Raw genomic sequence first — 20761 nt, 5'->3', positions numbered from 1 at the left:
CCGGCAGGCATAGCGGTAGGATTAGAGGCTACGCGCGGTTTTTAGGCAAGCCAGTTCGCGGTGCAGTCGGTAGGAACACGGTGGCAATTCTAAGAAAGTGCAGGGAAAGAGACGAATATTCTCGTGGAGAGTGGATAAATCCCCGGTTGTACCGGCCCCACCCTCGCCCCGCCGATCGATCCAAACCGCCCCCGAGAGCCGCCTGTCGGCTCCCCGGCGGATGACCGCCGGGGCTTCGCTCCGAGCCCCCGGCGGACTGCCGGCCTGCCGCGCCGGGGTCAGCCGACCCCCAGCGCCTTCAGCTTGCGATGCAGCGCCGAACGCTCCATGCCGACGAACTCCGCGGTGCGCGAGATATTGCCGGAGAAGCGGCTGATCTGGGCGATCAGATAGTCTCGCTCGAACACCTCGCGCGCCTCGCGCAACGGCAGGCCCATGATGTGCTCGCCATTGTTGGAGGTCGGCATCGCCGGCACCATCGAGCCGACGTCCTGCGGCAGCATGTCGGCGGTGATGATCGCCTCCGGGCCGCCGCCGGCCAGGATCATCACGCGCTCGACATTGTTGCGGAGCTGGCGGACGTTGCCCGGCCACACATGCGACTGCAGCACCGCCATCGCGTCCTGCCCGATCTGCCGCTTCGGCAAGCCGGTGGCGGCCGAGATCTGGTCCATGAAATAGTCGATCAGCTCGGGGATGTCCTCGCGCCGCTCCGACAGCGGCGGCACCCGGATCGGCACCACCGAGAGGCGATGATAGAGGTCCTCGCGGAAGCGGCCTGCTGCGATCTCCTCCTCGAGATTGCGCGCGGTCGAGGAGATGATGCGGACGTCGACATGGACCTTGCTGGTGCCGCCCTGGCGCTGGAAGGTCTGATCGACCAGCACGCGCAGAATCTTGTTCTGGGTCTCGCGCGGCATGTCCGCGATCTCGTCGATGAACAGCGTACCGCCATGCGCCTCCTCAAGCGCGCCGGCCTTGCGCTGCTGCTCGCCGTTCGATCCCTCGATGCCGAACAGCTCGATCTCCATGCGCTCCGGCGTGATCGCGGCCGCATTGATCACCACGAACGGCCCTTCGGCGCGCCCGGAGGCATGGTGCAGCGTGCGCGCGGCAAGCTCCTTGCCGGCGCCGGAAGGACCGACGATCAGGATGCGGCTGTTGGCCTTGGCGGCGCGGTCGATGGTCTGGCGCAGCTGGTTCATGCAGGCCGAGCGGCCGGTCAGGACGCTCGCCGCAGGTGCCAGTTGCTTGAGTTCCTTCACCTCACGGCGGAGCCGCGAGGTTTCCAGCGCCCGGGTCGCGACCAGGATCAGCCGATCCGACTTGAACGGCTTCTCGATGAAGTCATAGGCGCCGCGTTTGATCGCTGCGACCGCGGTCTCGATGTTGCCGTGGCCCGAGATCATCACGACGGGCAGATCGGCATTGTCCTTCTTGATCTGCTCGAGCAGCTGCAGGCCGTCGAGCTTGGAGCCCTGCAGCCAGATGTCGAGGAAGACCAGGTTGGGCCGGCGGTTGGCGATCTCGGCGAGCGCCGAATCGCTGTCGCGCGCGGTGCGCGTGGAAAAGCCCTCATCGTCCAGAATACCCGCAACGAGGTCGCGAATGTCAGCTTCGTCGTCGACAATCAGAATGTCACTTGCCATGGGTTACACCTGCCTTGTCAGTCGCTCGTCGCGGCTTTGAATTTTGGCTTTTGCGCATTTGGCTCTTGATTATTTGGCCCTTGATCAGCGGGATCTTGGATTGGTTCTTGGGTCGGTTCTTGGATTTTTGGTTCATTGTTGGTCGCTTGTGCCGGGCTGTTGGTCGGCTCCTCCGGCGGATTTTTTTCACTGTCCGGTTCGGTCTTGTCCGGTTTGACGTCCGGTTTTTGGTCCTTGCCTTCGGACTTGCTCTCCGGCTTGGCCGCCTGGCCCGTGACGGCAAAGCGCAGCCGCATCCAGGCGCCGCGCTGGCCGTCGCGGAAATCGGAGGCATCCTTGAGCTCGATGCGGCCGCCATGGTCCTCCAGAACGCGGCCGACGATCGCCAGGCCGAGGCCGGTGCCCTTCGCCCGCGTCGTGACATAGGGCTCGAGCAGGCGCGCGCGGGCGACCTTGGGCAGGCCGATCCCGTTGTCGACCACGTCGATCAGGATGTCGTCGTTCTCGCGCTGCGCCACGACGTCGATGCGGCCCTTGCCGAGCTCCTCACGCGGGACCTGCTCGATCGCCTCGGTGGCGTTCTTGATGATGTTGGTCAGCGCCTGCGAGATCAGCCGGCGGTCGAACTGCGCGGGCAGCGGCGACTGCTTGATGTCGGCCTCGATGTCGAGATCGGGATGGGCGACCTTCATCAGGAACACCGCCTGGCGCACCACGTCGGCGACGTCCTCGCCTTCCATCACGGGCTTCGGCATCCGCGCAAAGCGCGAGAACTCGTCGACCATCCGCCTGATGTCGTCGACCTGGCGCACAATGGTATCGGTGCACTGCTCGAAGATCGACTTGTCCTTCTCCTCGGTGATGGTCTTGCCGAACTTGCGGCGGATGCGCTCGGCGGAGAGCTGGATCGGGGTCAGCGGGTTCTTGATCTCGTGGGCGATGCGGCGGGCGACGTCGCCCCAGGCCGAGGTGCGCTGCGCCGACACCAGCTCGGTGATGTCGTCGAGCGTGATGATGTAGCTGTCGCGCGACTGGCTGGTCTGCTCGGCCGAGACGCGGACCGACAGATTGCGCTCATGGCCGTCGCGCAGGATCGTGACCTGCCCCTGCACCAGGCGCTGGGTTCCCTCGCGCGCGGTCTTCATCATCTCGTCGAGCTCGGGCAGCACGTCCGAGAGCGGATGGCCGAGCGTCTCCGACTCAGCGTGGCCGATCAGCTTCTCCGCCGAACGGTTGAGGACGCCGATGGTGCCTGAGGCGTCGACCCCGATGATGCCGGCAGAGGCCGACGACAGCACCGCCTCGATGAAGCGGCGGCGGCTGTCGATGGTTTCGCTGGCATCGACCAGCTCGTTGCGCTGGGTGCGCAGCTCCTGCGTCATCTTGTTGAAGATTTCGCCGAGCAGCGCGAGGTCGCTTTCCGACTTGTTGACGGGCACCTGGACATTGAGATTGCCGGTCGAGACCTCGCTCGCCGCGCCCATCAGCTGGCGGATCGGCGACACCAGCCCGTTGGCGAAGTTCAGCCCGATCAGCACCGAGGCCATCAGGATGGTCAGCGCGATCACCGCGAACATCAGCGCGAACGCGACCTGGATGCCGAGCCTGCGGGTCTCGAGCTGGGCATACTCGGCGGCGCTGGTCTGGGTCTGCTTGAGCTGGGCAACCACCGCCGGATCAAGCAGCCGCGCCACGTACAGGAACATGTCGTCATAGGCCCGCAGGCGGACCACGGAGGCGACGTAGTTTTCCGGAAAGACCGAGATCTTCGGCTCGGTCTCGTTGATATCCTTCAGGATATCGGGCGGGGGCGCCTCGTAGTTCAGGCGAACGCCGGTTTCGGCGCTGGCGACGATCTTGCCGTCCTTGTCCATCAGGACCGCGACCGGCAGGTTGCGCGACTCGGCGCCGGCCGTCATCAGCTGCAGGAACGTCATGCGGTCCTGGTCGTAGAGCGGCCGCGCATGGGCGAGGTCATTGGCCATCGCCAGCGTGTCGCCGTTGATGAGCTGGGCGTGCTCCTGCATGTAGGCGCTGGCAATCGTCAGCGAATTCTGGATCACCTGCTTGGTCGGGCCGGAGAAGAGCCGGTCGAGGCCGCGCTCGATGGTGACGTTGGCCACGATCGAGACCAGCACGGCGGGCAGCACCGCGATCACCGAGAACAGGCCGACGATCTGGACATGCAGCCGCGCTGCGGCCCGGCCGCGCCGCCTCGCCTGCACCATCTGCCAGACTTCCCGGACGATGATGCCGACCAGCAGCAGGATGGTGCCGGCGTTGATCATCAGGAAGGAGCGGACCACCTCGGACGTGGGCTCGATCGGGGTCAGCCCGGTCAGCACCACGAAAGTCAGGAAGGCGGACAGCAGCGCGATGGCCACGGCAAACGGCGCCAGCCAGCGCCGCAGCGGGAAGCCCCGCGCCTCTGCATTGGGCTCGGCCGGTGAGGCGTGTAATGTTGAAGCGGTGGTCTCTGCGCTGGTCATACCGGCAATTGAGCTGAGAGCGATCGCCCGCGGGAATTGCGAACTGATGCAATCATATCACAATGTTGCCGAATTGCGACATTTCCGCGGCGCAAACCAAGGTGCGGCGCCGTGTCCCCAAAACCATTTGTGACTACTCAATAACGGCGGTGGGGCCCGTGCCGGCCCCGTCAACCTCTACCCGCCGCTCCGGTAGACCTGGATGTCGAGGTCGCGGATCTTCTTGCGCAGCGTATTGCGGTTCAATCCGAGCAGGTCGGCGGCCCGGATCTGGTTGCCGCGGGTCGCCGCCAGCGCGGCGGTCAGAAGCGGGATCTCGATCTCCTTGAGGATGCGGTGGTAGAGGCCCGGCGGCGGCACGCCGTTCGGGAAGCCGGAGAAGTGCGAGGACAGATAGGCCTCGACCGCGCCGCCGAGATTGTCGACGCCGACGGTCGCCGTGCTGCCCGAGGTGACCGCGGGCGGCGCCAGCTCGCCGTCGATGACGGAAGCGGTGATGACGTCCTGCGGATAGAGCGCGGCGAGCCGCCGGGCGAGGTTTTCCAGCTCGCGGACGTTACCCGGCCAGCGATGCTGCTTGAGCCGCTCCAGCGCCTGGGCGTCGAGCTTCTTCGGCGGCAGGCCGTCCTTCTCGGCGAGCGAGAAGAAGTGCCGGATCAGATCGGGCAGATCCTCGATGCGCTCGCGCAGCGGCGGCAGCCGCAGCGGCACCACGTTGAGACGGAAGAACAGGTCTTCGCGGAACAGGCCCTGCTGGATCAGGATGCGCAGGTCCTTGTTGGAGGCGGCGACGATGCGCACGTCGGTCTTGATCGGGGTGCGGCCGCCGACCGTGGTGTATTCGCCCTGCTGCAGCACGCGGAGCAGCCGGGTCTGCGCCTCCATCGGCATGTCGCCGATCTCGTCGAGGAACAGCGTGCCGCCCTCGGCCTGCTCGAAGCGGCCGGAGGCGCGGGTGTTGGCGCCGGTGAATGCGCCGCGCTCATGGCCGAACAGCTCCGATTCGATCAGGTCGCGCGGGATCGCCGCCATGTTGACCGCAACGAACGGGCCGTTGCGGCGCCGCCCATAGTCGTGCAGCGCGCGGGCGACCAGCTCCTTGCCGGTGCCTGACTCGCCCGAGATCATCACGGTGAGGTCGGTCTGCATCAGCCGCGCCAGCACGCGGTAGATTTCCTGCATCGCCGGCGAGCGGCCGACCAGCGGGATCGAGTCGAACTCGCCGTCGTCGGCGGGACTGGAGACCCGCTCCTTCGGCTCGGCCAGCGCGCGGCCGACGATGGTGATCAGCTCCTTCAGGTCGAACGGCTTCGGCAGGTATTCGTAGGCGCCGCGCTCGGAGGCGCGGATCGCGGTCATGAAGGTGTTCTGCGCGCTCATCACGATGACCGGCAGATTCGGCCGCATCTTCTTGATCCGCGGCAAGAGATCGAACGCGTTCTCATCCGGCATCACCACGTCGGTGATGACGAGATCGCCCTCGCCCTGGCTGACCCAACGCCATAACGTTGCGGCGTTGCCGGTCAGGCGCACCTCATAGCCGGCGCGCGAAAGCGCCTGGTTCAGGACGGTCCGGATGGCGGTGTCGTCGTCAGCGACAAGTATGCTACCTGCAGGCATTGGTGTTCCTCATCGTGCATCCTGAGAGGCAGGCGAGGACGTACCCGGAACGTCATCGCGGTTGCTTTGGTCGAGTTGTTTGGCGGCGCTGTACATCGGCATCAGCACGCGAAAGGTGGTTTTGCGCGGCTGCGACTCGCATTCGATGATGCCGCCGTGATCGCCGACGATCTTGGCGACCAGCGCGAGGCCGAGCCCGCTGCCGGTCTGCTTGGTGGTGACGAAGGGATCGAACAGGTTCGGCAGCAGGTCTTCCGGCACGCCGGAGCCGTTGTCCTTGACGCAAAATTCCAGCGGCAGCGAGACCCGCGATTTCTTGCCGGGCACCGACAGCCGCACCCCGGGCCGGAACGCCGTGGTGAGCTGGATCTCCGCATCGGTGCCGAGATCGGCGACCGCTTCGGCGGCATTCTTCACGAGGTTGAGGAACACCTGGATCAGCTGGTCCTGGTTGGCCAGCACCGGCGGCAACGACGGATCGTAATCCTCGATGAAGCGCACATTGCGGGCAAAGCCGGACTGCGCCAGGCGCTTCACATGATCGAGCACGGAATGGATGTTGACCGGGCCGCGCGCCACCGGGCGGTCGTCACCGAACACCTCCATGCGGTCGACCAGCGTCACGATGCGGTCCGCCTCGTCGCAGATCAGCCGCGTCAAGAGCCGGTCCTCGGAGGAGGCCTGCTGCTCCAAAAGCTGCGCCGCGCCGCGGATGCCCGACAGCGGATTCTTGATCTCGTGGGCGAGCATCGCCGCCAGCGCGATCACCGAGCGCGCCGCGCTGCGATGGGTGAGCTGCCGATCCATCTTGTCGGCGATGGTGCGCTCCTGCAGCATCACCACGATATGCCCGGGCCGCTCGGTCAGCGGCGCGACGTGCAGATCGACCTGGCGATCGCCGCCGATCCGCGGCGTGCCGAGATCGACCTTGTATTCGTTGACCGGCGAGCCGCTCGTCCGCACCTGCTCGATCAGCGCCAGCAGCGGGCTGCCGAACGGCACCAGCTCCTTCAGCGACTGCCGGCGCAGAAACTGGGTCGAGATCTCGAAGAAGGATTCGGCTGCGATATTGGCGTCGACGATCCGCCCGTCGGGCGCGACCAGCAGCACCGGATTGGGCAGCGCATTGAGGATGGCCTCCCCGTCAGTCGGCACCGGCCGGCGGAATTCCATGGCTGACGTCATGCGGCAGCACTCCAGGCAAAATCGTCGTAGGCGTCCGCGAGCGAGCGATGCACGCTGGACGGCTCTTCCGCGGTCAGGATCGCCTGCCGCCAGGTCTTCAATGTCGCGGCTGGTGCGCAGCTATAGGCCGCAGCAGCCTCCAGCGCCCAGCCGAGGTGCTTGCGTGCGTGCTTGAGCCCGATGCGCAAGCCATAGTGGCTGCAAACCTCGTCATAGAGCGCGCGAATGTGCTTGAGCTGCTCGGCGAGCGACGGCGCCGCTTCGGCGATCCCGGTTTCCAGGCGGCGGCCGATCTGTCCCGGCAGCCAGGGCTGCCCCTGCGCACCGCGGCCGATCATCACGGCGTCGGCACCCGACATCTCGAGCGCGCTGACAGCCTTGTCGAACGAGGTGATGTCGCCATTGACCACGACCGGAACGGTGACGGCGTCCTTGACGGCGCGCACGGCGTTCCAGTTCGCCTCGCCCTTGTAGAACTGGCAGCGGGTCCGGCCATGCACGGTGATCATCTGCACGCCGGCAGCCTCGGCGCGGCGCGCCAGTTCCGGCGCATTGAGCGAGCGGTCATCCCAGCCCAGCCGCATCTTCAGCGTGACCGGCACCTTGACCGCCGACAGCGTCGCCTCGATCAGCGTGATCGCATGGTCGAGGTCGCGCATCAGGGCGGAGCCGGACTGGCCGCCGGTCACGTGGCGGGCCGGACAGCCCATGTTGATGTCAATGACATCGGCGCCGGCGCCTTCGGCGATCCGCGCGCCCTCCGCCATCCAGTGGGTCTCGCAGCCCGCCAGCTGGACCACATGCGGCCCGACCCCGGCTGCCTCGCAACGCAGCTTCGACATCGGCTTGCCATTCACCAGATCGTTGCTGGCGGTCATCTCGGAGACCACCAAGCCGGCGCCCAAAGTGGCAGCGAGTCGCCGGAAGGGCGCATCGGTAATGCCGGACATGGGCGCGAGGAGAACCCGGTTGGCGACAGCAATATCGCCGATCTTCAATGGGTTACGAGGAGTACTTTGCACGCCGGTCACAGCCGTCTCGTCGTTCTGTCAGCCACGCCATTGCAGCTGACGTCGTCTATTCTGCGCACAATTCTTGTGCAGTCAAGGTTCATGCCTACGGTTTAGACATTCCTACCATCAGTGCAAGTGCACTGCAACAAGATCTGCTTTTCCCACAGTCATCGGCAAACGCTCTGTTTTTGCGCAGCGGTCATGCTAAGGGCTGTGCGCGGCGATATCAGCCGTCCCCCTCATCCCCGATTCGTCTGTCACTGGTTCAAAATGCCGAAGTCTGAGCGTACCGCAGCCATTCTTGTCGCAGCCGGCCGTGGACTGCGCGCCGGCGCAGGCGGGCCGAAGCAATACCGGACGATCGGCGGGCAGACGGTGATCTACCGCGCCATGGAGGCGTTCTCCGGACACCCGGACGTGTTTGCGGTGCAGCCTGTGGTCAATCCTGACGACACCGCGCTTTTCGATGAAGCGGTTGCAGGCCTCCGCCATCGGCCGCCGACGCCGGGCGGCGCGACCCGGCAGGCCTCGGTCCATGCCGGGCTCGAGGCGCTCGCAAGCGAGAAGCCGGACATCGTGCTGATCCACGATGCCGCGCGCCCCTTCGTCACCGCAGCCGTGATCTCGCGCGCGATCGCCGCGGCCGGCCGGACCGGAGCTGCGATCCCCGTGATTCCCGTCACCGACACGATCAAGCTCACCGGCGATGCCGGCGACGTCGAGGCGACGCCGGAGCGCGCGCGCCTGCGGATCGCGCAGACACCGCAGGCTTTTCGTTTCGACGTAATATTGGAGGCGCATCGTCGCGCAGCGCGCGAGGGCCGCTCCGATTTCACCGACGATGCGGCGCTTGCCGAGTGGGCGGGATTGACGGTTGCGACGTTTGAAGGTGATGCTGCCAACATGAAACTCACCACACCCGAGGACTTCGTGCGCGAGGAAGCGCGGCTCGCAAGCCAACTCGGCGACATCAGAACCGGCACCGGCTACGACGTGCACGCCTTTGGCGACGGTGACCATGTGATGATCTGCGGCGTGCGCGTGCCGCACACGAAAGGATTTCTGGCCCATTCCGACGGCGATGTCGGGCTGCATGCGCTGGTCGACGCGATCCTCGGCGCAATGGCCGACGGCGATATCGGCTCGCATTTCCCGCCGAGCGACGCCAAGTGGAAAGGCGCCTCCTCCGACCAGTTTCTGAAATACGCGGTCGAGCGCGTCACCGCGCGTGGCGGACGGATCGCCAATCTCGAAGTGACGCTGATCTGCGAGCGGCCGAAGATCGGACCGTTGCGCGAGACCATGCGGGCGAAGATCGCGGAGATCTCCGGCGTCCATATCTCGCGCGTGGCGGTCAAGGCCACCACCAGCGAGCGGCTCGGCTTCACCGGCCGCGAGGAAGGCATCGCGGCAACCGCGAGCGCCACGGTGCGTCTCCCTTGGGACGATAGAGGTTGGGACGATAAAGGCAGGGATGATAAAGGCAGGAGTGCCTGACATGGGCGGCAGCGACGCTCGTGCCCTCTCCCGCTCGCTGCTCGACCTGTGCCGGATGCGCAAGCTGACCATCGCGACCGCCGAATCCTGCACCGGCGGCCTGGTCGCGGGCGCGCTCACCGACATCCCCGGCTCGTCCGACGTCATCGACCGCGGCTTCGTGACCTATTCGAACGAGGCCAAGCGGGGCATGCTCGGCGTCAAGGCGGCCACGCTGGAAACGTTCGGCGCGGTGAGCAAGGAAACCGCGACCGCGATGGCGATCGGCGCGCTGGAAAAGGCCGGCGTCGACCTTGCGGTCTCGATCACCGGCATCGCGGGCCCTGGCGGTGCGACGCCGGGCAAGCCGGTCGGCCTGGTGCATTTCGCGGTCGCCGCGCGCGACGGCCGCATCATTCATCGTGAGCAGCGATTTGGCGCAATCGGCCGCAGCACGGTGCGGCAGCGCTCCGTGGTCGAAGCCTTGCGCATGCTGATGGAGCTTGCGCGCCCGCCGCAGGCCGCCAAGCCGCGTCGCGAGGCCGCCAGCCGGTTGCGGCCAAGGGTGGCCCGCTCGCCGCGGAGCCACACTGCGAAGCGCCGCCGGCCGCCGCGCGGATAGGCCCGACTCAAAGCCGGGTCGCGCCACGGCCCGCCCTACACTGACTTGTGTCAACTGCGGCCCAGTGACGCCTACCTAAAATGGAACTCTGACGCGGCTTCGCCGCTTTATGTTGTTCCAACTCTGCTGTTTCGATTGTTCGTTCAACAGCAAAATCCCACAACAAGGAGAAAATGATGAAGTTGGGAACTTTGCTCGTGGCCGCCATCAGCGCTGGCGCCATGACGCTGTCGACTGTTGCGCCGTCGTCCGCCGCACCACTCGCTCCCGCACGATTGCAGGACCAGCCTAGCTCCGTCGAGCATGTGCAGTATCGTCACTGGCACGGTGGTCCGCGTTACGGCTATCGCGGCGGATACGGCTACCGCGGTGGTTACTATCGCGATCGCGGTAGTAACGGCGCGGCGATCATCGGCGGGCTTGCGGCCGGCGCGATCATCGGCGGTGCCATTGCGGCAAGCCAGGCGAAGGCCAATAACGACGCCTATTGCTCCCAGCGCTTCCGTACCTACGACCCGGCTTCGGGCACCTACATCGCATCCGGCGGCGTGCGGCGATCCTGCCCGTAAGTCGGCGAACGGTCTCCCGCATCATCCGTCGTGCCCGGCCTCGTGCCGGGCATTTGCGTTCCAGGGAAGCAAACGAGACGGCTTCGCTACGTCGACAGCTGCGGCTTGCCGTAGACCTGATCCGCGCGCTTCTCGAACGCCGCGGCAAAGCGTGAAAACGCGGCGTCGAACATCGAGCCCATCAGCATCGCCAGCATCCGACTCTTGAATTCGTAGTTCAGGAAGAAGCCGACATCGCATTCGGCTTCCGACTTCGGCTCAAAACTCCAGCGATTCTCCAGATTGCTGAACGGGCCGCGCAGATATTCGACCAGGATATTCAGATTGGGGCGGTCGAGCGTCACCCTGCTGGTGAAGGTTTCCCGCACCAGCTTGAAGGACACCGTCATGTCCGCCACCACGACCTCGGTACCGTCGTCCTTGGGCGTGCGCTGGCGGATCTTGAGCGACTGGCACAGCGGCACGAATTCGGGATAGCGCTCGACGTCGGCGACCAGATCGAACATTTGAGGTGCGGTGTGGCGGACCCGCCGCTTGCTTGAGAATCGTGGCATCAGTGGATACTCGCACGGTTTTGCCCGAGTGCGAGGCGCTTCAGATAATCATCCGCCTGCGCCCGATCGGTGAAGCAGACCAGCGATTGATCGGGCCGCAAGCCGGCAAAATACTCGATCAGCTTCGGCCGCTGCTGCTGGCGATAGGTCCAGACGTAGCGGAAGAATTCGAGATCGATCTTCTCGGGACAGCCTTCCGCCATCTCGGGGCGGACCTGGCCATAGCTCCCGGCAACCCGCCTGAAGATACCGAGCATGCAGGTCGACCGCGGCAGGTCGAACCAGATGATCGTATCGGAGAGCTCCCGGCGCAATTCGCCTGCACCATGCCTCATGTAGTTCCCATCCATGATCCAGCGCGGCTCTCGGGCGGCTTCGGTCATGCGGCGCTCGAATTCGTCCCTGCCCGACTCGACCCAGCCCGGTTTCCAGAACAGCGCGTCGATCGACACGGTCGGAATCCCTGTCATCGCGGACAGCCGCCGCGCAAAGGTCGACTTGCCGGATCCCGACGATCCCATCACCAGAACGCGCTGCATTGGTCCAGTCCAAGATTCGATCAACGTTCGATCAAGGTTCGGTCAAGGCCCGATCAAGCAACGGCGCGCGGCGGCGCCGGCTTACCGCCGTTTACAAAAATCTAGCGGCCGCGGGCCGTGCGCGCCGCCTGCAGTTTGGCGAAATCTTCGCCGGCGTGATGCGACGAGCGCGTCAACGGGCTAGCCGACACCATCAAAAAGCCCTTGGTATAGGCGACGCGCTCGTAGCCTGCGAACTCGTCCGGCGTTACGTAGCGCATCACGGCGTGATGCTTGCGGGTCGGCTGCAAATACTGGCCGATGGTCAGGAAATCGACTTCGGCCGAGCGCAGGTCGTCCATCACCTGCAGCACTTCGTGCCGCTCCTCGCCGAGGCCGAGCATGATGCCGGACTTGGTAAAGATGGTCGGGTCCATTTCCTTGACCCGCTGCAGCAGGCGGATCGAATGGAAATAGCGGGCGCCGGGACGGACCGTCAGATAGCGCGACGGCACGGTTTCCAGATTGTGGTTGAAGACGTCGGGCTTGGCCGCGACCACGCGCTCCAGCGCGCCGTCCTTGCGCAGGAAGTCCGGTGTCAGGATCTCGATCGTGGTGGTCGGGCAGCGCGCGCGGATGGCGCGGATCGTCTCTGCAAAATGCTCGGCGCCGCCGTCGGCGAGATCGTCGCGGTCGACCGAGGTGACCACGACATGACTGAGCCCGAGCTTGGCGGTTGCCTCCGCGACGTATTCCGGCTCGCTCGCTTCGAGCGCGCCGGGCATGCCGGTCTTGACGTTGCAGAACGCGCAGGCGCGCGTGCAGGTGTCGCCCATGATCATGAAGGTGGCGTGCTTCTTGTCCCAGCACTCACCGATATTGGGGCAGCCCGCCTCCTCGCACACCGTGACGAGGCCGTTCTCCTTCACGATCCGGCGCGTATCCGCATAGCCGCGCGTGTTCGGCGCGCGGACGCGGATCCAGTCCGGCTTCGGCGGCGACACGGCATCGGGCCGGTTCACCTTTTCGGGGTGACGCGGGCGGAGCTGAGTGGTGGAGATGGTGTCGACGATGGTGACCATGGATGCCTGCAAGTCGCGGGAGCATGATCCGGAAAAGTGGAGGCCGGTTTTCCCGCGACAAACCCGGAACGGGTTTGCGCTGGAGATCATGCTCTGAACCAAGGGTTTAGCTAATCGGTGTTGACGCGGCTCGCAACCCGCCCCGCGACCCTAGCAGACCAGCCCATATATTGGCAGTCTTGCGGTCCGTTCCATGCCGATTCCCACCTCAAAATGCCTCAAAAACCCCGATCCACCAGCGCGACCGCGCCGCGCCTCGGCAAGGCGCTGAAACGCTCCTTCTTCGATCGCAGCGTCCACGAGGTCGCCCCCGATCTGATCGGCGCCACCTTCCTGGTCGGCGGCGCCGGCGGCATCATCACCGAGGTCGAGGCCTATCATCACACCGACCCGGCGGCGCATTCCTACCGCGGGCCGACCCCGCGCAACCAGGTGATGTTCGGCCCGCCGGGCTTCTCCTACGTCTACCGCTCCTACGGCATCCATTGGTGCGTCAACTTCGTCTGCGAGGAGGCGGGCTCGGCCAGCGCCGTGCTGATCCGCGCGCTCGAGCCGACCCACGGGGTCGCGGCGATGCGCCGGCGGCGCGGGCTGGAGGACGCGCGCGCGCTGTGCTCGGGGCCCGGCAAGCTCTGCGAGGCGCTCGGCATCACCATCGCGCACAGCGAATTGCCGCTCGACCGCGCCCCGATCGCGCTCCATGCGCGGACCGAAGCACCCGACATCATCACCGGGGTGCGGATCGGCATCACCAAGGCCGTCGACCTGCCCTGGCGCTACGGGCTGAAGGGATCGAAATTCCTCAGCAAGCGGTTTTGAGCGCCACGGCGTTATCAGCTATGACGCCTTCTTCAACCGCTCGATCGCCTCGAGGATCTTGGCGCGGCGCTCCGTTGCTGCCGCGCGCTTTTCCTTCTCTTCCTCGACGAGCTCTTCCGGCGCGTTGGCGACGAACTTCTCATTGGCGAGCTTGGCATCGACCCGCTTGATGTCGGCGTCGGCCTTGCCGAGCTCCTTCTCCAGCCGCGTGCGTTCAGCCGCGAGATCGATCACGCCCTTCAGCGGCAGCGCGACCGCCTCGCCGCGGACAAGGAGCTGCATCGCGCCTTCCGGCGGGTGATCGGCGAACGAGATATCCGACAATCGCGCGAGCCGCTTGATGGTGTCGTTCCAGCGCTGCGCGCGGTCCCGCGTCTCGGCGGAGGCGCCCGCGATCACCAGCGGCGTCAACGTCGACGGCGGGATGTTCATTTCCGCCTTCACCGACCGCATCGCGGTGACGAGATCGACCACCCAGCCGATCTCGGCCTCGGCCGCGGGATCGCTGAACTCGTCGGCGTCGAGCGCGGCAATGACCGGCGGAATGATCGGATCGACCACCGGACCGGCGGTTGCGATCGCGGCCAGCTGCTCGCCGGCCACGCCCGACTTGCGCGGCCAGGACGCCAGCACCAACAGGCCGTCGCGCTTCGCGGTCACCGCCCACAGCTCCTCGGTGATGAAGGGCATGAACGGATGCAGCAGCTTGAGGATCTCGTCGCGGGTCCAGGCGATCATGGCGCGGGTCTCGGCCTTGGCCGCGCCCTCCTCGCCCATCAGCACGGGTTTCGCGAGCTCAAGATACCAGTCGCAGAACACGTTCCAGACGAAGCGGTAGATCGCGGCCGCGGCATCGTTGAAGCGATGATCCTCGATCGTCTCGGTGACCTCGCGGGTGACGCGCGAGGCTTCGTGCGCGATCCAGCGGTTCAACGTCTCCTTCACGCCCTTCGGATCGAAACCGTCCGGCTTGACGCACTCGTTCATCTCGGCAAAGCGGCAGGCGTTCCAGAACTTGGTCGCGAAATTGCGGTTGGTCTCGACCAGATGCGGCGACAGGCGGATGTCATGGCCTTGCGCCGCCTCGCGCGTCAGCGCGAAGCGCAGCGCGTCGGCGCCGTATTCGTCGATCACGCCGAGCGGGTCGATGACGTTGCCCTTCGACTTCGACATCTTGGCACCCTTCTCGTCGCGGACGAGGCGGTGGATGTAGACGGTCGAGAACGGCGCCTCCTTCATGAAGTGGAGGCCCATCATCATCATGCGGGCGACCCAGAAGAAGATGATGTCGAAGCCGGTGACGAGCGTGTTGGTCGGGTAGTAGCGCGCGACCTCCGGGGTTTCGTCCGGCCAGCCCAGCGTCGAGAACGGCCACAGCGCCGACGAGAACCAGGTGTCGAGCACGTCCTCGTCACGCGTGATGAAGCCCTCGCGCTTGGCGGGGTCGACCGCCATGTCGTGGCCTTGCTCCGGCGTGATGACTTCCTGCTCGACGTAATAGCCGAGCGCGTGGCCGACCGCCTCTTCCTCGGTCTCGGCGACGAACACCTTGCCGTCGGGTCCGTACCACGCCGGGATCTGATGGCCCCACCAGAGCTGGCGCGAGATGCACCAGGGCTGGATGTTCTCCATCCACTCGAAATAGGTCTTTTCCCAGTTCTTCGGCACGAAGGTGGTTTCGCCCGAGCGCACCGCCGCAATCGCCGGCTGCGCCAGCGTCTTGGCGTCGACATACCACTGGTCGGTGAGATACGGCTCGATCACGACGCCGGAGCGGTCGCCATGCGGCACCATGTGGGTGTTGGGCTCGATCCGCTCGAGGAAGCCGAACTCCTCCAGCCGTGCCACGATCTTCTTGCGCGCGGCGAAGCGCTCGATGCCGTGAAACTCCGCGGCGAATTCGTCGGCGCCCATCGGCAGGCCGCGCAGATAGTCCTCGTTGCCGGAGAGGCTGAGGCTGCCTTCCTGGTCGAGCACGCTGATCTGCGGCAGGCCGTGACGCTTGCCGATCTCGAAGTCGTTGAAGTCGTGCGCCGGCGTCACCTTGACCGCGCCCGAGCCCTTCTCCGGATCGGAATAATCGTCGGCGACGATCGGAATCCTGCGGCCGACCAGCGGCAGGATGACGTGGTGGCCGACCAGATCGGTGTAACGCTCGTCGTCCGGATGCACCGCGACCGCGGTGTCGCCGAGCATCGTCTCGGGGCGCGTCGTCGCGACCACGATGAACGATTTCGGATCGTCGGGGCTGAAGCTGCGGCCCTCGATCGGGTAGCGCAGGTACCAGAGATGGCCCCTGACCTCGACCTGCTGCACTTCGAGATCGGAGATCGCGGTAAGCAGCTTCGGGTCCCAATTGACCAGGCGCTTGTCCTTGTAGATCAGGCCATCGCGATGCAGCTCGACGAACACCTTGACGACGGCGCGCGACAGGCCCTCGTCCATGGTGAAGCGCTCGCGCGACCAGTCGCAGGAGGCGCCGAGACGCTTGAGCTGGTTGACGATGGTGCCGCCGCTCTCGGCCTTCCACTGCCAGACCCGCTCGAGGAATTTGGCGCGGCCCATGTCGCGCCGGCCCGGCTCCTGCCGTTCCATCAGCTGACGCTCGACCACCATCTGGGTGGCGATGCCGGCGTGATCGGTGCCGGGCTGCCACAGCACGTCGCGGCCGCGCATCCGCTCGAAACGGCACAGGATGTCCTGCAGCGTGTTGTTGAGCGCGTGGCCCATATGCAGCGAGCCGGTCACGTTCGGCGGCGGGATCACGATGGTGAAAGGCGCGGCGTCCTTGCGTTCAGGCCGGCCGGCCTTGAACGCACCGCTCTCCTCCCAGATCCGGGCCATGCGGTGCTCGATATCGGCGGGCTGGTAGTTTTTCTCGATCATGACAATGCGCTGTGGACCATGGAAAGGGCTAGAAAGCCGCCGGAGCGCACCAAGTCAACCGGACCGGCACGTCAAAACGGCGTTTAGGGCATTTGGGGAGCTGAATGAGGGCTGCCAGGCTCAACGGCGGGAGCCAGCCTCGCGCCCGCGGCGGAGCTAGCGCCCGCGGCGGAGCTAACGCCCGCGAGATACCCGCTCGATCTCGGCCTTGACGATCCGCTCGACCAGCCCGGGCAGATTATCGTCCAGCCAGGACTTCAGCATCGGCCGCAGCATCTCCTTGACCAGATCCTCAAGCGTCCGCGCATTGTTGCTCAGCACGGTGTTGGCCAGCGAGTTGAAGGCCGACTCGACGGCCCGCATCGTGGTTCCCGAGATGATCTGCTGCATCGGCGCGCTCTCGATCGCCGGCGGCTCCCGGGCCGGTTCCGGCGCCCGGCTCCGCGCTTCCGTGAACTCGAGGTCGTCCTGCGGCTCGACCTTGCGGAACGACGGCGCGGCCGCCGGATCCGGCAGCGCCATCTCGTCGGTGAGTTCGAACACGTCGGCTTCGGGCCGGGCTGCGGGCTGCGGCGAGGGCCTGATCTCGGCTGCGGGCGTCGCCTCGTCGAGGCTGGCGAGCAGCGAGTCGATGTCGTCCTGACTATTGCTGGCCGCCGGTGCTGGCGCAGGCGGCGGTGATTTCGGCGCGGGCGCGGCGGCCTGCGCGGCCGGTGGCGCTGCGGGCGGCGGGCTCTTCATCGCTGGCTTGGCTGCTGGTGCAGGCTCGACCTTCGGCGGCGGCGCTGCAGCGGCAGCCGCAGGCTTCTCGGCCGCGGCCGGCTTCGCCTCGTCGTCGGCAATGATGCGACGGATCGACGCCAGGATCTCCTCCATCGAGGGCTCTTGGACCTTCGCAGGTTGCGTCATCTCCGACTCCACATCGAAACGATTCTACATCAAGCCCGAGAGGATTCGCCGGTTCCGATGATACGGGCGGAGATTCTCATTGCTCCCGCCCGACTTGTCCCCAGATCAAGCCCGCCCGAGGCCTTGTGCAAGCCTCGTGTCGCCCAATGCAGCGTGATCACAGGTGGCGTCGCACCTGTCATCACGCTACGCCGGCGCGCCGCGAATCGCCTTGCTGCCCGACAAAACGGTATGTCAGGCCAATTATCGAATGCAAGCAGACGCGCCTGTTTGTGGTCCTGATTAACTCAGAACCACAAACATGACGCGACAAGCGATGATGACGCGAAGGTGTTTAGCGGCCGTCGGGCGTGCGGACGCCGGCCCAGTTGTCACGAACCTGCTGGTAATGCACGCTCGGATCGTAGACGTTGGTCGAAAGGCCCATCACCTGCGGCGACAAGCGGCCAACTGCGCTCAGCACGTTATAAGACGCGACGACGCGGTCATGTTGCGCGGTGACCAGCGCGTTGCGCGCGTTGACGAGCGCCTGCTGTGCGTTGAGCACGTCGAGCGTAGTACGCTGACCGGCCTTGGCCTCTTCGCGCACGCCGTTCAGGGCGATCTCCGACGCGGTCACCTGCGCCTGTGCCGATGCCACCTGCGACTTGCCGGCGACCAGCTGGCCCCATGCGGTGACGACGTTGGCGCGCGCCTGATCGCGGGTCTGTTCGAGCACAAGGCGCTGCTGCGCCAGCGATTCCTTGGACTGGCGGATCAGCGAGTATTCCGCACCGCCCTGGTAGAGCGGCACCGACAGCTGGACCGCCGTTCCCGCGCTGAATGCGCGCTGGCTGATCATGGTCTGCTCGTATTGCTGCTGCACGGACGTTTGCAGGTTGACCGAAGGGAACAGCGCACCTTCGCTGACCTTGACCTGCAGGAAGTTGACGTCGACGCCGTACATCGCCGAGGTGACGTTCGGATTCTGGGTCAGGCTGAGTTCGACGGCGGACGCAAGCGTCGTTGGCAGGAAGCGGTCAACCGGCGAGCCCGGCGCGAGATTCTGCGGCTCGTTGCCGATGATGCGGCGGAAATTCGATCGCGTCGTCGTCAGGTTCGATTCGGCGGTGAGCTGCTGGGTTTTGCCAGCCGCAAGCTGCGCTTCGGACTGCGCGACGTCGGTCCGCGTCACTTCGCCGACATTGAAGCGATCCTGGGTCTGCTTCAGCGTCTGTTCCAGCACGCGCGTGTTGCTGCGTTGAACTTCGACGATGGCGGAGTCGCGGAGAAAGTCCATGTAGATCGTGGCCGCGCTCAGGATCACGGTTTGCTCGAGCACACGCAGGCCCTCGCGAGCCGCCGAGACCTGGCTTTCCGCCGCGCGCACCCTGGGCGCGGTCTGCGCGTTGAACAGCGACTGGTTGACCGTGAGGCCTGCGCTGCGCGGCGCGTTGGCGCCATGGATTCCGGTGCGGACAAGATTGTTCGAGTCGCCACCCTGTGTCGTCAGCGTATCGGTGTATTGGTACCCCGCGCTTGCCGTCAGTGCGACTTTCGGGCGGTAGCCCGACAGTGCCTGCGGAACGTTCTCGTCAGTTGACCGCACCTGCGCGCGTTGCGCGTTCAGCTGGGGATTGTTCTGGTAGGACCGCACCAAGGCGGCCTCGATTGTATCGGCGAGTGCGGGCACAGGGCCCATCTCCGCCAACAGAAGGACGGCAGTCGCAGCCGCGGTGACAACCTTCACCCCACGCATCCCCGGAAATCCAATCATTGTAGTCGCCGTCTCCACACGCAAATCAGTCCGGCGGTCGCTTCAGTCGAAGTGAGTCCCGCCTCACCTTAGTCCGCAGCTAGGGCCAACGGAACTACCCCGCAACGGAACACGGTCGAAACTCTTCACATGGGGCAAACGGGCCACACTTCTGATTCGGAACGGGATTTTATCAGCCCGAGCGCCGCGATAGCGTCAGAAGACGAAGGCGGGAAGCCGCTCGAATCCGGGCAAAACGGGGGCCGAGGCGTCGAACAGCTCGCGATGGCCGAAATCCCCGTGCGAGTGCGTCACCAGGGTGGCGCGCGGCGGCGGCAACAGACTGAACACCCCGACCAGCCGGCCCCCCTCCTTGAGCTGGCCGAACAGCCCGGTCGGGACGATTTCCGTGGCACCATTGAGGATAATGACGTCGAACGGGGCACCCGCGGCATCGCCGTCGGCGGCCGCAGCCGTTTTGACGGTGATATTCTGGATCCCGAGCTGGGCGAAGGCTGTGGCCGCCTTTGCGGCAAGCGCCGGATCGCTTTCGGTCGCGCTGACGTCTGCGGCAAAGCGCGCCACGACGGCAGCGGCGTAACCGGTCGCACAGCCGACCACCAGGACGCGGTCGGTGGCCTTGATCTCGGTGGCCTGGAGCATCCGGGCGAGCAGCGCCGGCGTGATCAGGCAGCGCCTCGTCGCACCGCCCTCGGCTACGTCGAGGTCGAGGTCGAGGTAGGCCAGCGCCTGCTTGCCGGCCGGTACGAAGACCTCGCGCGGCACGGTCAGCATGGCATCGAGAATACGATCATCGGTCACGTCACTCGGACGCACCTGACCATCGACCATATACTGGCGCGCGGTCGAAAAACCGGTCATTGGCGGAGACCCTGCAAGTCGCGGCATTGCCGCTGGAGAAGCTAGAACAGGGCCATCTTTTGGAACAAGCTCCGCAAAAACGCAACACGCCGCTGGCGTGCAAAACGCGCTCCCAAAACGCGCTCCACGGCGCGGGCTATTCGATCGTGACGGCGAGCCGGCCGATCAAGCGGGCCACTTCATCGAGATGCTCGGAATCATGCTCCTCGACGGCCCTCGCGAGCCGGCGGACGCACTCATCGTCACTGATGTCGGGGGCATCATTCGGAACCAGCGTCGGCTGCGGCATCGACAGGTCGATCAGGTTAATGGCCATCAAAATCACCTCTCAAGACCCGGCGAGAACAAGTGTCGACGGCTATTGAGTCGATTTGACGACGTTTTCGGCCTGTCCGATGCGGACCACGGGCTTGTGATTGTTGCTGAGTGTGATGGGGCCAGCCGAACTGGCTCCCCGGGCTGGATTCGAACCAGCGACCATTCGATTAACAGTCGAATGCTCTACCGCTGAGCTACCGAGGAATAGGCGAACATCCGTTCGCGCGCGGGCAGCGTATAACAAAGCCTTTCGGCCTTGCAAAGAACCAAATGGCCCCTCCGGCGAAACTTTAGCGCGCACGGTAAGCCTCTGCGATACAAGGGCTTACCCATCGCCCGGCGTACTACATACCCAGCCCGCCGGCCCGGTCGCAGCTCTTGTGGGCGCCTGGAAACACCGCCAGCGCGGCGATCGGGCCGTGCCTATGATTCTGG

General features: G+C 65.6%; 17 protein-coding genes and 1 tRNA gene. 4 read left to right on the top strand and 14 right to left on the bottom strand.

What is annotated here, in order from left to right; genetic code table 11:
* Positions 1-278: 278 nt before the first annotated feature.
* The 5 genes from ntrX to dusB all read right to left on the bottom strand — a co-directional run bounded on the left by ntrX (position 279) and on the right by dusB (position 7941).
* Positions 279-1649: a nitrogen assimilation response regulator NtrX gene (ntrX, locus tag IF803_RS09225; RefSeq protein ID WP_018271700.1), complete on the bottom strand. Its 1371-nt coding sequence runs from the start codon at positions 1647-1649 to the stop codon at positions 279-281.
* Positions 1650-1666: 17 nt separating this feature from the next.
* Positions 1667-4138 carry a sensor histidine kinase NtrY-like gene (locus tag IF803_RS09220; protein WP_461191935.1) on the bottom strand — a complete coding sequence of 824 codons (2472 nt, stop codon included), beginning with the start codon at positions 4136-4138 and terminating at the stop codon, positions 1667-1669.
* 177 nt (positions 4139-4315) lie between these two features.
* Positions 4316-5758: a nitrogen regulation protein NR(I) gene (gene ntrC / locus IF803_RS09215; protein ID WP_021079341.1), complete on the bottom strand. Its 1443-nt coding sequence runs from the start codon at positions 5756-5758 to the stop codon at positions 4316-4318.
* A 9-nt stretch (positions 5759-5767) separates the two neighbouring features.
* On the bottom strand, positions 5768-6943 hold the full coding sequence (locus tag IF803_RS09210; RefSeq protein WP_026192783.1) for a two-component system sensor histidine kinase NtrB: 1176 nt from the start codon (positions 6941-6943) through the stop codon (positions 5768-5770).
* Positions 6940-7941: a tRNA dihydrouridine synthase DusB gene (dusB, locus tag IF803_RS09205; RefSeq protein WP_461192027.1), complete on the bottom strand. Its 1002-nt coding sequence runs from the start codon at positions 7939-7941 to the stop codon at positions 6940-6942. Before dusB ends, IF803_RS09210 begins: the two co-directional genes overlap by 4 nt.
* Before the next feature lie 285 nt (positions 7942-8226).
* Between dusB and IF803_RS09200 the strand changes: the two genes are divergently transcribed.
* The 3 genes from IF803_RS09200 (at position 8227) to IF803_RS09190 (ending at position 10623) form a co-directional block, all read left to right on the top strand.
* Positions 8227-9453, top strand: a complete 1227-nt coding sequence (locus tag IF803_RS09200) for a bifunctional 2-C-methyl-D-erythritol 4-phosphate cytidylyltransferase/2-C-methyl-D-erythritol 2,4-cyclodiphosphate synthase (RefSeq protein WP_461191934.1) — start codon at positions 8227-8229, stop codon at positions 9451-9453.
* A gap of 1 nt (position 9454) precedes the next feature.
* Entirely contained in the window at positions 9455-10054 is a 600-nt protein-coding gene (locus IF803_RS09195; protein ID WP_461191933.1) for a CinA family protein, read from the top strand.
* A gap of 173 nt (positions 10055-10227) precedes the next feature.
* Entirely contained in the window at positions 10228-10623 is a 396-nt protein-coding gene (locus tag IF803_RS09190) for a BA14K family protein (protein WP_028339779.1), read from the top strand.
* A gap of 86 nt (positions 10624-10709) precedes the next feature.
* Here the strand turns inward: IF803_RS09190 and IF803_RS09185 are convergent, their stop codons facing one another.
* The 3 genes from IF803_RS09185 to lipA form a co-directional block, all read right to left on the bottom strand.
* Complete coding sequence (locus tag IF803_RS09185) at positions 10710-11177, bottom strand: type II toxin-antitoxin system RatA family toxin (protein ID WP_461191932.1); 468 nt, start codon at positions 11175-11177, stop codon at positions 10710-10712.
* Positions 11177-11716, bottom strand: a complete 540-nt coding sequence (locus IF803_RS09180) for a P-loop NTPase family protein (RefSeq protein ID WP_461191931.1) — start codon at positions 11714-11716, stop codon at positions 11177-11179. The genes IF803_RS09185 and IF803_RS09180 overlap by 1 nt, the downstream gene beginning before the upstream one ends.
* A gap of 101 nt (positions 11717-11817) precedes the next feature.
* Positions 11818-12777, bottom strand: coding sequence for a lipoyl synthase (gene lipA / locus IF803_RS09175; protein ID WP_461191930.1), 960 nt, complete (start codon positions 12775-12777; stop codon positions 11818-11820).
* A gap of 213 nt (positions 12778-12990) precedes the next feature.
* Between lipA and IF803_RS09170 the strand changes: the two genes are divergently transcribed.
* Positions 12991-13596, top strand: a complete 606-nt coding sequence (locus IF803_RS09170; protein WP_461191929.1) for a DNA-3-methyladenine glycosylase — start codon at positions 12991-12993, stop codon at positions 13594-13596.
* An 18-nt stretch (positions 13597-13614) separates the two neighbouring features.
* On the opposite strand, the gene IF803_RS09165 is transcribed toward IF803_RS09170, so the two are convergent.
* The 6 genes from IF803_RS09165 to IF803_RS09140 all read right to left on the bottom strand — a co-directional run bounded on the left by IF803_RS09165 (position 13615) and on the right by IF803_RS09140 (position 20530).
* A complete protein-coding gene (locus IF803_RS09165; protein WP_461191928.1) occupies positions 13615-16482 on the bottom strand; it encodes a valine--tRNA ligase in 2868 nt (955 codons plus the stop codon).
* Positions 16483-16656: 174 nt separating this feature from the next.
* Positions 16657-17391 (bottom strand): PopZ family protein, encoded by a 735-nt coding sequence (locus tag IF803_RS09160; protein ID WP_461191927.1) that lies wholly within the window; start codon positions 17389-17391, stop codon positions 16657-16659.
* A 334-nt stretch (positions 17392-17725) separates the two neighbouring features.
* On the bottom strand, positions 17726-19129 hold the full coding sequence (locus IF803_RS09155) for a TolC family outer membrane protein (RefSeq protein WP_411781128.1): 1404 nt from the start codon (positions 19127-19129) through the stop codon (positions 17726-17728).
* A 213-nt stretch (positions 19130-19342) separates the two neighbouring features.
* The gene (locus tag IF803_RS09150; protein WP_461191926.1) at positions 19343-20008 is read right to left on the bottom strand and encodes a protein-L-isoaspartate O-methyltransferase family protein; all 666 of its coding nucleotides are present in this window, start codon (positions 20006-20008) and stop codon (positions 19343-19345) included.
* A 136-nt stretch (positions 20009-20144) separates the two neighbouring features.
* On the bottom strand, positions 20145-20324 hold the full coding sequence (locus tag IF803_RS09145; protein WP_016842100.1) for a hypothetical protein: 180 nt from the start codon (positions 20322-20324) through the stop codon (positions 20145-20147).
* Between the two features lie 131 nt (positions 20325-20455).
* Positions 20456-20530: transfer RNA gene (locus tag IF803_RS09140), tRNA-Asn, on the bottom strand.
* Positions 20531-20761 lie beyond the last annotated feature (231 nt).

The organism is Bradyrhizobium sp. UFLA06-06, from assembly GCF_054820065.1.
Note: the sequence above shows the minus strand (reverse complement) of the source record. Positions and strands in the feature narration are given on the sequence as shown.